A 13,970-nucleotide genomic window follows, 5' to 3' on the forward strand; every position below is an offset into this window, starting at 1 on the left:
CCTCATTCCGGTGTCCGCTCGCCGAGGCCGTCGACCTGCGACAGCTGGGCATCGAGCGCGGGGCCGACGACCGCGAGCGCGTCGGCGTTCGCCATCCCGAGGTGGTGGGTGGCCACATCGACGTTGTCGACGGCGCCGGTGACGAACGGCCGCCAGGCCGCGGCCAGGGTCGACGGGTCGTCCTTGTCCTCGGTCGCGGTGAACACGTGTACGTCGCCGGCGAAGACATCGGGCCGGTAGTCGAGGACCACCTGGGTCGAGGACTCGAAGCTGTCCATGATGCGTTCCACCTGATCCTCCGCGAGCAGGCCCATGCCGGAGATCTGCTGCCGGATGATCGCGGTGACCTCCTCGGAGGTGGACGCCTGCACGTCGTCGCCGAGATCGAAGAGATCCCGCCAGCCGCCGAGGACGTCGACCACGGTGGACGCGTCCGGCTCGATCGCCGGCCCGGGCTCCGCCGCGGCCGCCTCGACCGGCTCCCCGTGCTGGGGGACGTCGTGGACGATCACCGGTTCGTCCTCCGGGCGGGAGTCCATGATCCCCAGGTAGGCGACCTGCTCCCCGAGTTCCCCGAGGTGGACGGCCATCGCGTGGGCGATCACGCCGCCGACCGACCAGCCGAGCAGATGGTAGGGGCCATGCGGCTGGACCCGCCGGATCTCCTCGACATAGCGCCGGGCCAGCACCCGCGCGTCGGTCACGCTCGGCTCTCCGGTCACCACATGCGGGTCCTGGAGTCCGTAGATGGGCCGATCCCGCAGGTGCGGTGCCAGCCCGCCGTAGAACCACGCCAGGCCGCCGGCCGGGTGCACGCAGAACAGCGGCGGCCGCGAACCCTCGCCGCGAAGGCTGATCACCACGTCGTTGCTCACCGCGTTGTCCTCGGCCAGTCGGCGGGCCAGACCACGCACGGTCGGATCGCTGAACAACCACGCGAGTTCGATGTCGAAGCCGTTGCGGTCGCGCAGCGCCGCCGCGACCCGGGTGGCCGAGAGGGAGTTGCCGCCCAGGTCGAAGAAGCTGTCGGTGGCACCGATCTGTTCGACGCCGAGGACCTCGGCGTAGGCATCGGCGATCGCCTGCTCGACCGGGGTGGCCGGGGCGACGAATTCGACGGAAGCCACCTCGGGAGCCGGCAGCGCCGCTCGGTCCAGCTTGCCGACCGGGGTCAGCGGGAACTCGTCGAGCACCGTGATCGAGGCAGGCACCATGTGTCCGGGCAGCTGCGCGGCCAGCAGACCACGAAGAGCGTCCACCTCTACACCGTCACCGACGACATAGGCGGCGAGGCTCGACGCCACCGAACTCGGGGTCCCCGACGAACCGACACCGACGACGACCGCGGATCGCACCTCGGGCGCCGAGCGCAGCGCCGCCTCGATCTCCCCCAGCTCGATGCGGAGGCCGCGGAGCTTCACCTGGTCGTCGCTCCGACCGGAGTACTCGAGGGTGAGACCTCCCGAGCGCGACTCCCGCCACCGCACGACGTCACCGGTCCGGTACATCCGTCGTCCGGCGCCCGCATACGGACTGGCGACGAACCGCGCGGCGGTCAGGCCCGGCTTGTCGAGGTAGCCACGAGAGAGGGCGGGTCCGAGGACGTAGAGCTCGCCGGCCACGCCGACCGGGACGGGCCGCAGGTGCGCGTCGAGCACCAGGAACTCGACGCCGGGCAGCGGACCGCCGAGGCGGACCGGCTCGCCGGGCGTCGCCGCCTCACCGACCGCGATCATGATCGTCGTCTCGGTCGGGCCGTAACCGTTGTGGATGCGGGTGTGCGGTGCCCAGGCGTCCATCACCGACTGCGGCACCGCTTCGCCGCCCACGGACACCGCCTGCAGGCTGGGCAAGGCGGTCGGGTCGAGCGTCGACAGCACCGACGGCGTGAGGAAGGTCGTGGCGACCTCGTGTCGCTGCATGAACTCCTGCAGCTCCGCGCCACCCACCGCGGTCGACGGCCGGTAGGCGAGCGTCCCGCCGTTGACCGTCGCGAGGAGGTATTCGAGCACCGAGGCGTCGAAGCTCGGGGACGCGAATCCCAGGACAACCGCGCCGTCCTCGACCCCGAGCGCCCGCGACTTCGCGATGGCGAAGTTCCGTAGACCCGAATGTGACACCGCGACGCCCTTGGGGCGACCGGTCGAGCCCGAGGTGTAGATGACATAGGCGACGTTGTCGGTCCGAACCGGTCCGGCCTGCTCCCCCGGCTCCACGGCGGCCTCGGAGGTGGCGTCGAGTTCGGCGACCACCGACGTGTCGTCGAGGCGAAGCCACTCGAAACCCTCGTCCGGCAACGCTCCGACTGCGGTGACCGACAAACCCAGCCGGGCGCCCGCGTCCTCGACCATCGTCGCCACGCGTTCGGCGGGATAGTCCGGATCGATCGGGACGTACCCGCCGCCGGTCTTCGCCACCGCCCAGATCGCGACCAACAGGTCGACGGACCGGGGAATCGCAAGCGCCACCAGTGTTTCCGCACCGACGCCGCGACCGATCAGCCACCGGGCAAGGCGGTTGGACCGGGCATGCAGCGCAGAGTACGACAGCGTCGCCCCGGAGGCGTCGACCACCGCGGTCCGACGCCGATAGCGCGTGCCGGCCTCGGTGAACAGGTCGCCGAGCAACACGGGTTCGGCGGCCTCGCCACCGCGCACCGGCACCAGCGACTCGGCCTCACCCGCCAGCAGGATGGGCGCGGCGGCGACCGGAGCGCCCGGGGTCGCGGTGAGCGCGTCCAGATGGTTGACGAACCGCGCCGTGAACCCGGCGGCGGTGGACTCCGTGAACAGATCGGTGGCGTATTGCACTGCCGCCGTCCAGGTCTCGCCCGCTCCGGCCTTCGCGACCGAGAACAGCAGGTCCACCTTGGCCGGCACCTCCCCCGCGTCGAGCGGGGTGACCGCGATGTCGCCGAGATCGGCTGGCAGCGACTGTCCGGCGAGCTCGGGCACCACGCTCTGGTCCAGGGTCAACCACACCTGGGTGAGCGGCGCGAACGACTCGGAGCGAACCGGATTGAGCCGATCGACGAGGGTCTCGAACGGCAGGTCCGCATGCGCGAAGGCGTCGAGGTCGACACGGCGGACGCGATCGAGCACGTCGGCGAAGGTGTCGGCTCCCGCGTGCGCGGTCCGCAGCACGAGCGTGTTCACGAACATCCCGACGAGCGGATCGAGCACGGCGGCGCCCCGACCGGCGATCGGCGTACCGACCGCCACGTCATCGGTGCCCGACAGATCGGCGAGCAGGACCGCCAGCGCCGCGTGCAACACCATGAACGGGGTGGCCCCGAACTCGTCGGCGACGGTGTCGATCCGCGCGGTGACGTCCGCCGGGATCGTGAAGGACACGCGCGCACCGCGCTGCGACGCGACCGCCGGACGCGGGCGGTCGGTCGGCAGCTCGAGCAGATCCGGCATGCCGGCCAGGTGTGCGGTCCAGTAGTCCAGCTGGGCGCCCATCGCCGACGTCGCGTCGTCGACATCGCCGAGGGCACGTCGCTGCCAGATGGCGTAGTCGGCGTACTGGACGTGCAACGGCTCGAATCGCGGCTGCTCCCCGGCCGTCCGCGCGAGATAGGCGGTGGTGAGGTCGGTGACGAGCGGGCCGAGGGATTCACCGTCGGAGGCCACGTGGTGCAGCACCACAGCCAGAACGTATTCCGTTGTGCCGGACGAGGTCTCGATCTCGAGCAGCCTGGTCCGCACCGGCCAGTCGGCAGTGAGGTCGAAGCCGACGGTGACCGCGGACCCGACGACCGCTCCCGGATCACGACCGTCGGCCGCCGGCACGAACTCGTGGTCGAGCCGGGTCGCGATGTCGGACACCGGGGCGATCACCTGGACCGGCATACCGCCGACCTCGGGGTAGGTGGTGCGGAGGATCTCGTGCCGCGCGACGACGTCGGCGATGGCGGCGCCGAGCGCCTCGGGATCGAGTGCACCGGTCAGGCGCATCACGGCCGGGATGTTGTAGGCCGCCAACGTCGGATCGAACCGGTTGATGAACCACATCCGCTGCTGGGCGTACGAGAGCGGGATCCGGTCGGGCCGCGGTGACACCGCGGCGATCGGCGGGAGTCCGCCAGTACGGTCGCCGAGGCGTTCGGCCAGCAGGCGCGGAGTCGGCGCCTCGAAGACGTCACGCACCGTCACGTCGACACCGAGAGCGTCCCCGAGCCGGGCCGCCGCCCGCATCGCCGACACCGAATTGCCACCGATGTCGAAGAAGTTCGTGGTGGCGCCGACGTTCTCCGGCGACATCGACAGCAGCTCGGCGAAGACCGACGCCGCCGCCGCTTCCCGCGGGCCGGCGACCGGCACGATCGCGGCGGTGTCGACGGTCGGCGCGGGCAACTGCTGTCGCACGATCTTGCCCGCGCTGCTCAGCGGCATCTCGTCGATCAGCATCCACATCCCGGGACGCATGAACTCCGGGAGCGCTTGCGCCACCGAGTGTTTGACCGCATCCAGGTCCACCGAGGCCGGCGTCAGGTAGGCCACGAGTTGCTGCCCGGCTGGGGTCTCGACGACGGCCGCCGCCGCGTACACGACGCCCGGCGCCGACGTGAGGGCCGACTCGATCTCGCCGAGCTCGATCCGCTGGCCACGCAGCTTCACCTGGAAGTCCGTGCGGCCCTGGTATTCCAGCTCACCGTCGGCTCGCCAGCGGACCAGGTCACCGGTCCGGTACAGGCGAGACCCCGGAACGCCGTACGGGTTCGGCACGAAGCGTTCGGCCGTCAGCGCGGGTCGCGAGGTGTATCCACGGGCCAGCTGGACACCGCCGAGGTACAGCTCGCCGGTGAATCCCGGTGCCACCGGGCGCAACCGATGGTCGAGCACCAGCGCGGCCGTGTTCGCGACGGGCCGTCCGATGGAGACCGAGTCGCCCGCGACCCGCGCGACGGTCGCGTAGATCGTCGCCTCGGTCGGTCCGTACTGGTTGTGGATCGGCGCGTGCGGGATCAGCTCCCGTACCGTCTCGGCGACGCGCTGCGGGAGCGCCTCGCCGCCTGTATGCAGGTAGCGCAGCCGTGAGAGACCGCGCAGCTGTTCGGGATCGGCGACCTCGGTGAGCACGGCGAGCATCGAGGGCACCAGCGTCGCCGACGTCACGCCGAAGTCCGCGAGGTAGCGCAGGACGGCGACCGGGTCGCGATGCGCACCCGGCTCCATGACCACCAGGCGACCGCCCGAGAGCGGCGGGCGGAGGATCTCGCCGACCGACGGATCGAAGGTCAGCTCGAGCACCTGCAGGAAGACGTCGCCGGGGCCGAAATCGTAGGCGCCGCGGTCGTAGTCGAGATGGGCGCGCAGGGTTTCGTGACTCACCGTGACGCCCTTGGGACGACCGGTCGAACCCGACGTGAAGATGGTGTAGGCCGGATTCGCGCCGACGACTGCCGACGAACGCTCCGCCGGCGCGAAGAGCGACGCCGGTTCACCAGCGTCCGAGTCGTCGTCGACGGCCACGACGGTCACACCGGGGTCGAGGGCCTCGATGCCCGCCGGGACCAGTCCCGGGCCGATCAGCACCGCCGCGACATCGGCGGTGCGCGCCAGATAGTCGATGCGATCGGCCGGCGCGGCCGGGTCCATCGGCACGAATTGCCCACCGGCGGCGAGAATCGCGTGGACGGCGACGATCATCTCCGTCGACCGCGGGATGCACACGCCGACCGCGACCTCAGGTCCGACCCCCAGACCCACGAGCCGCCGGGCGAGAACGCTCACCCTGCTTCCCAATTCGGCATAGGTCGAATGCGCGCGGGTCGAGGCCCCGGCCGAACTCACCACCGCAATCGCGTCGGGCGACGCGACGACGCGCTCGAGCAGGAGATCGGCGACATGGGTGCCGGACGGGATCAGCTCCGGGCCGGTCGACCACGTGTCGAGGCGGGCCTCGTCGTCCTTCGACATCGGTGGGATGTCGGCGATCCGGGTCTGTGCGTCGCCGGCGATGGCCTGCAGGATGCGCTCGAGGGACCGCGCGAAGACGGCGATCTCGTCGGTGGCGAAGGCGTCGGGAAGGTAGGTCAAGCGGACCGCGATGCCCGACGCGGTCGGCGAGGTCGCGAGGTTGAGCGGGTAGTGCGTGGCGTCGGAGACCTCGACGTCCCGGATCGCCAGTCCCACTGCCGCACTGGCGGCACCGCCGGCCAGTGAGTCGTTGTCGACGGGATATGACTCGTGCACGGTCAGGGTGTCGAACAACTGCGGCCGTCCGACGGCGGTGAGGATCTCGGGCAAGCCGATGTGCTGGTGATCGAGCACGGCGGTCTTGTCCGACTGCAACCGGCCGAGGACCTCGGCGATCGTCGCCTCCGGGTCGACGTCGACGACGGCGGGCAGCGTGTTGATGAACAGGCCGACCATCGACTCGACGCCGTCGAGTCCGGCGGGACGTCCGGACACGGTCTCGCCGAAGGTGACCACCCGGTTGTCGGTCAGCCGGGACAGCAGCACCGCCCAGGCGAGCTGCAACACCGTGGCCGTCGTCGAACCGGATTGCCGCGCCGTCCGCTCCAGGCCCGAGACCAGGTCGGGTTCGAGGACCCAGCGATGCTCGCGCGGCAGATGGTCTGCTGCGGAGTCGTTCTCGGCATCCTCGACGGCGTGGCCGGTGAGTCCGGGGGCGACCAGGGTCGGCTCCTCGACCGGTTCGAGGACTCGTCGCCACGCCGCGAGACCGGCGTCGAGGTCGGTGTCGGCGATGCGGGCCAGGTAGTCGGCGAAGTCGGTGCGTTCGGTCGTTCCCTGGCCGGTGAACGGGGTCCCGGTCGCATAGAGCGCCAGCAGGTCGGCCAACACGAGCGGCCCGGACCAGCCGTCGAACAGGATGTGATGGTTGGTGATGACCACGCTCGTGCCCTGTGCGTGGCGCACGACCACCGCTCGCAGCAGCGGCGGGTCGGCGAGGTCGAACGGTTCGGTGCGCTCGGCCGCCGACACCTCGTCGACGGCAGCCCGGACATCCACCTCTGCGGTGGTCGGCACGTCGAGCACGCGCCAGCGCAGCGGCACCGTCTCGGGCACGACGGTGACCACGTGCCCGCTGGGCACCCGGACGAACCCCGATTTGAGGGTGCGGTGGTGATCGAGCAGTGCGACCACCGCGGTGCGCAACCGCTCGAGGTCGACCTCGCCCTCGAGATGCAGAACTGCCTGCGTCACATACACATCGAGTTCGTCGGTGCCCGCGAGTTGGGACTGGAAGTACAGCCCGCGTTGCAGCGGCGACAGGGCCCAGACCTGCGCGCCGGGGAACCGCTGCGCCACGATGTCCAAGTCATGTTGGGTCACCTCGGCGCCCGGGACATCCGACGGCGAGCGGCCGACGTCGACGCCGTCGGTGACGAGGCGGACGACGTCGGCGAGTTCCGCGGTCCACCGTCGTGCCATGTCGCGGACGTCCTCCGGCGACAGGATCGCCGCGGGGAACTGCAGATCGGCCGAGAGCACACGCCCCTTCGAAGACGCACCGGTGCTCGCGTTGACCGTCAGCACGCTCATGGCCGCCACCCCGTCGGACACCGTGGCCGGGAGGAACGGCGCGTCGGGTGCGGGCAGGAAGCCCGCACCGGCCGGTGTTGCGGTGTCGGACGACGGGGCGACCGACGACAGGGGGTCGGCCCCGTCCGGGTTCGTCGGGTCCTCGCTCTGACCGGTCGTACCGCGGGTCCCGAGATAGTTGAACGCGATCGTCGGCAGCGGACGCGAATGCAGTTGCGCGGCCGGGTCGCCGGGGCCGCGGCCGTCGGCGGCGTAACGCAGCAGGCCGAAACCGATCCCGGAGTCGGGCATGCCGAGACGTTCTTCCTTGGCCGCCTTGACCGCGTGGACCACGTCGTCGGCCGGATCGAGGGCGAGCGGGGCGATCGAGGTGAACCAGCCGACCGTGCGCGACAGGTCGGCGCGCCGCGGGTCCGGGCCGGTGAGCAGGACGTCCTCGTATCGGCCGTGCCCCTCGGTGAGCACGGTGACGGGAGCGGCGTCGGCGATGCCGCGATCATGTTGCCAGGAGCGGACCGCGCGCGCGAGGGTGCCGAGCAGGACGTCGACGACGGACGCCGAGAACGCCTCGGGCACAGTCGTCGTCAACGGGTCGACGATGGCCGGGTCGACGCGGTGGACGATCGAGGTCAGGGTGCCGTATCGGTCGCGGTCGGGGTCGAGCGGCGCGCCGAAGTCGGTCGGAAGGGCTGGGGACCGGTCGAGCCAGTACCCGGCTTCGCCACGACGGGCGTCGAGCTGCGCGGTGAGTGCCCGCTGCCACGCACGTTGCGAGGTCTCCTCGGCGCGAACCGTCACGGGTTGCCCGGAAACCAGCTGGGCGTGGACGGTCAGCAGATCCTCGATCAGGATCGGCCACGACACCGCGTCGACGGCGAGGTGGTGCAGTACCAGCACTATTCGTACGGGCCGATCCGCCTCGTCGGGAGAACCCTGCGGGGCGGCGCCGCTGACCACCGTCGCGGCGACCAGCCGCCCGGCGGCCGGGTCGAGGCGGCGCGCCGCCTGCGCATGCGCGTCGACCAGCGCATCGGCGAACCTGGCCTCGCCGGGTACGGTGTCCGTCGCCACCGACACGATCGAGGCGCCGGGATCGAAAGGTGTTCCGGTGGTGAGGGTCCAGGTGTCACCGGTCTGGGTGCCCCCGGTCTGGGTGTCACCGGTCTGGGTGTCCCCGACGGACTCCAGGCGCGCACCCAGCATCGGATGCGCGTCGACGACCGCGCCGAGCACCGCGCCGAGGTGGGCGACGGTGAGTCCGGCCGGTGCCGTGAGCACCATCGACTGGTTGAAGTCGGCGAGGTCGGCCGGCGTCCGCGCGGCGTCGACGAGCCAGGACACGATCGGCGGGAGATCGACCCGTCCGGCCGGATCGTCGGTGGGCTCCGCGAGCATCGGGGCCCGGTCCCCACCTGCCGACGCCACCCGCGCCATCGCGCGAATGGTCTTCTGCTCGAAGATCTCTCGCGGCGACAGCGACAACCCGGCGGCCTTCGCGGCGGACGCGAGCTGGATGGACATGATCGAGTCGCCGCCGAGCGCGAAGAAGGACTCGGTGACCGAGACGGTGTCGAGACCCAGCAGCCCCGCGACGATCGCCGCGAGGGTCTCTTCGGCGGTCGTCGCCGGTGCGACGTATCCGTCGGCGGGCGTGGTGAACTCGGGCACCGGCAGTGCGCGCCGGTCGAGCTTGCCGCCCGGGGTCACGGGCAGCTCGTCGAGCACCATCGCCGAGTGCGGGATCATGTGTCCGGCAAGCCGATCCGCCGCCCCGGCCAGGACGGCGTCGGCGTCGAGGCGGTCGCCGGCGGTGTCGTCGCCCACGAGGTAGGCGACGAGCCGGGTGCGACCGTGGTCGTCGTCGACACCGGTCACGACGACCGAGCCGACGCCCGGCTGGTCACCGAGAACGGATTCGATCTCGCCGAGTTCGACTCGCTGGCCGTTGATCTTGACCTGGTGGTCGGCGCGCCCGGCGAACTCGATCGCGCCGGTCGCGGTGATCCGCACCAGGTCGCCGGTGGCATACATGCGGTGGCCCGCCTCGCGGGCGAACGGGTCGGCCACGAAGGACGACGCGGTGAGGCCGGGGCGGCCGAGGTATCCGCGCGCCAACGAGTCGCCGCTCGACAGGTAGAGCTCACCCACCACGCCCTGGGGTACCGGGTGCAGACGGCCGTCGAGCACGTAGGCGGCGAAGCCGCGGACCGGTCGTCCGATGGTCACGGGCGCGCCGGGCTCGGATCGTCCGGTGGTCGCCCAGACGGTGGCCTCCGACGGGCCGTAGAAATTGAACATCCGGCGGCCGGATTCCGGTGTGGCCCACCGCGCGATCAGCTCGGGCGGGCAGGCCTCGCCACCGGTGACGAGGTTGCGGACGGTGCGGCCCCGGCGGGGGTCGACGGTCGCCAGCACCGTGGGGGTGATGAGGGTGTCGGTGACCCGATCGCGCTCGAGGATGCGGCCCAGTGCATCGCCGGCGTACTCCGACGCGGGCGCCACGACGAGGGTGTGTCCGACCGCGATCGACCACATCATCTCCAGCACCGAGGCGTCGAAGCTCGGGGAGGCGACGTGCAGGACACGCGTGTCGGGGGCCTGCGCCGGCGTTCCGGTGACCTCGGTCAGCGCGGCGACGAAGTTCGCGATGCCGCGATGCGGAACCCCGACCGCCTTCGGCCGTCCGGTGGAACCGGAGGTGTAGACGAGGTAGGCCAGGTCGTCGAGAAGGACCGGCCGATGACGCTCGACGTCGGTGACGGGTCCACCGGCGACGGCCGGATCGTCGAGCGAGGCGAGTTCGAGCCATTCGCAGGATGATTCTCCCAACCGGTCCCGCGTCGGCGCATCGGTGATGCCGAGGCGCACACCGGAATCGGCCACCATGAACGCAATGCGGTCACTCGGGTAGGCGGGGTCGATCGGCACGTAGGCGGCACCCGCCTTGATGACACCGAACACGGCGACCACCGACCCGATCGACCGCTCGAGGCCGACGGCGACCACGTCGCCGGGCCCGACCCCACGGGAGATCAGCTGGCGTGCGAGACGATTGGTTCGTTCCTCGAACTCCGTGTACGAGATCTCGTTGCCGTCGTGGACCAGTGCCGGACGATGCGGGTCGAGGGCGCGCCGCGCGAGGAGTTCGGTGAGGGTCACCGGCTCGGTGACCCCGCCGTCGGCGGCCGGCGCCGTCTCGCCGATGGAGTTGCGGCTCGGCGCGCTGAGGGTGGCCGCGTCGATGCCGGCGATGTCGACGTCTCCGACGGGCAGCGACGGGTCGGTGGCCATCGCGGCGATCACCTGCAGCCAGACCTCGGCGAAGCGGCGGATGGTCGCGGCATCGAACAACGACGTGGCGTACAGGAAGTCGGCCCGCATCGGCGACGACCCGGTCCGCTCGGACACCGAGACGGTGAGGTCGAACTTGGCGATCGGGGCGGCGGCCCCGAGCGGTTCGGCACTCAGACCCGAGAGCTCCACCCGGTCGATCTCCTCCGGCTGTCCCCCGGCGGCGACGAGGGTGTAGGCGATCTGGACCAGCGGCGGATAGGCCGTGGACCGCTCGGGCGCGAGTTCCTCGATCAGATCATCGAATTGCACGTCGGCGTGCGCGAAGGCATCGAGGTCGGTGGCGCGGATCGTGGCGATGAGGTCGTCGACGGTCGATGCCGGGTCGACGTCGGTGCGCAGCACGAGCGTGTTGACGAACATGCCGACGAGGTCGTGGAGCGCGGCGTCGGGGCGGCCGGCGATGGGTGTGCCGATGACGACGTCCCGGGTCGAGGCGAGCCGCGCGACGGTGACGGCGAGTGCCGCGTGCAGCACCATGAACACCGTGACGTCGCGGTTGCGCGCCAGGTCTTCCAGGGCGGCGGCGAGCGCGTCGTCGACGGTCACGGACTCGACGGCGGCCGCGGTGTCGAGCACGGCCGGCCGCGGGCGATCCATCGGCAGGTCGGTCACCGCGGGCAGATCCGCGAGGACCTCGCGCCAGTGCGCGAGCTGCCGCCCCATCGGTGCGCCGGGATCATCTGCGGCGCCCAGGTATTCGCGCTGCCACAGCGCGAAGTCCGCGTACTGGACCGCGGGCGCGGCGACCGGCGGTGCGGCGTTCGTCCGGGCCAGGTACGAACCGAGCAGGTCGCGCACGAAGATCGGGGTCGACTCACCGTCGAAGGCGATGTGGTGCACGGTGACGACGACGTCCACCGCCTCGGCATCGCGGCGCAGCACCCGGACCCGGAGGGGGAACTCGGCGGCGACGTCGAAACCGGTGGTCGCCGAAACGAACAAGTCCTCCTCGGTCTCCACCGCCTGCCAGTCGAGGCGGGCGCGGGCCGTGTCGGGATCGGTGATGAGCTGGAACGGCCCCTGCTCGTCGCTGGGGTAGGTGGTGCGCAAGATCTCGTGGTTGGCGACCACGTCGCCGACCGCGGCCTCGAGCGCGTCGAGGTCGAGAGTTCCGGTGAGACGCAGCGCCATCGGGATGTTGTAGGCCGCCGAGGCGGTGTCGAACTGGTTGATGAACCACATGCGACTCTGCGCCGTTGACAACGGCAACCGCGCGGGCCGCGGCATCGCGGTGACCCGCGGGACGCTCCGGCCGCGTCCGGACACCAGGCCGGCCAGATCCCGCACCGACGGCGCGTCGAACAGGTCGCCCACCGACACGTCGACGTCGAGCAGGTCGGCCACACGCGCCGCGACCCGCGCCGCGGACAGCGAGTTGCCGCCGAGGTCGAAGAACGACTGCGTCACGCTGACCCGGTCGGTGCCCAGCACATCGGCGACGATGGCCGCGATCGAGGTCTCGGCGTCGGACTCGGGTGCGGCGACTTCCTCGACGGTGAGTTCGGGGACCGGCAGCTTACGCCGGGCGACCTTGCCCGCACTGTTCAGCGGCAGCTGCTCGAGTGCCATCCACACCGTGGGCCGCATGTAGGCCGGCAGTGTCCGCGCGACAACCGATTTCACCGCGTCGATGTCGACCGACGCCGGCGAGACATAGGCGACGAGGTGTGATTGCCCGGACACCTTCGCCACGGTGGCGGCCGCGTGGAGGACACCCGGCGCCGACATGAGGACGGACTCGACCTCCCCCAGCTCCAGTCGCTGTCCGCGGAGCTTCACCTGGAAGTCCGTGCGGCCCAGGTATTCCAACTGGCCACGCGCATTCCAGCGGACGAGATCGCCGGTACGGTACAGACGTTCACCGGGTTCACCGAAACCGTCGGTGTTGTCGGCCGCCTCGCCGCGCGCGGGAGCCGCGAAGGGACTGGCGACGAACCGTTCGGCGGTCAGGCCGGGCTGCGAGGCGTAACCGCGGGCGAGTTGCACGCCCCCCAGATACAGCTCCCCGGGCACGCCTGAGGGCACGAGCTGCAGTCGCGAGTCGAGGACGAAGGTGGTGGTGCTCGGCACCGGGACGCCGATCGGCACCGACGTCTCCCCCGCCCGCACCTGATGAGCGGTCACATCCACCGCCGCCTCGGTCGGACCGTAGAGATTGTGGACCTCGTTGCCCGGCAACGCCGCCACCAACGCCTGCGCCACCGGCGCGGTCAACGCCTCACCCGAGGTGAACGTCAACCGCAACGACGACAGCTCACCCACCCCATCGCCCAGGACATCGAGGAACACCGACAACATCGACGGCACGAAATGGATGACCGACACCCGCTCAGCCGTGATCAACCCCGCCAGATACCGCGGATCACCATGCCGCTCCGGCTCGGCCACCACCAGCGTCGCCCCCACCGCGAACGGCAGGAACAACTCCCACACCGACACATCGAACGTCACCGGCGTCTTCTGGACGAAGACATCCGAGTCCTTGATCGAATACCAGTCCCGCATCCACTCCAGACGATTCACGATCGCTGCATGCGACACCGTCACACCCTTCGGCCGCCCCGTCGACCCCGACGTGAACAGCGTGTACGCCGCATCGGCGGGCTGCAGGGGCGCGAGCCGTTGGTCGTCGGTGACCAGTGCGGTGGCGAGATCGACCTCGGCGGTCGTGTCGACCACGACCGCGGTGACGTCCGCCGGCAGCTCGACGGCGGAATCGGCGGCGACGAGGACCAGCCGGGCGTCCGCGGTGTCGAGCATGTACCGGGTGCGGTCAGACGGCGCGTCGATGTCGAGCGGAACGTAGTGACCGCCCGCCGCGACGACGCCGTGGATGGCGACGAGAAGCTCGACCGACCGCGGGATGGCGACCGCGACGGCGACGTCGGGTCCGACACCGATGGAGATCAGATGACGAGCCAGTGAGTCGACCCGTGCACCGAACTCGGCGTAGCTGACGCGACGCGAACCGAACACGATGGCCGGTACGTCGGACCTCGTCGCCACATGCACCACATCGGTCACCGTTGGGCCTCCATCTCGCCTCGTCGCCTGCCGTCTCGTCCTGCGTTCCCCATTCCCCCCGTGTGTTCGCTGCGC

The 13,970-nt window shown here is 70.9% G+C and carries 1 protein-coding gene; it reads right to left on the reverse strand.

The features are described from left to right. Positions 1-2 precede the first annotated feature (2 nt). Positions 3-13,895 (reverse strand): non-ribosomal peptide synthetase, encoded by a 13,893-nt coding sequence (locus MVF96_RS18270; RefSeq protein ID WP_247449966.1) that lies wholly within the window; start codon positions 13,893-13,895, stop codon positions 3-5. Positions 13,896-13,970: the final 75 nt, after the last annotated feature.

The organism is Gordonia hongkongensis, from assembly GCF_023078355.1.
In the GTDB taxonomy this organism is placed as follows: Bacteria; Actinomycetota; Actinomycetes; order Mycobacteriales; family Mycobacteriaceae; genus Gordonia; species Gordonia hongkongensis.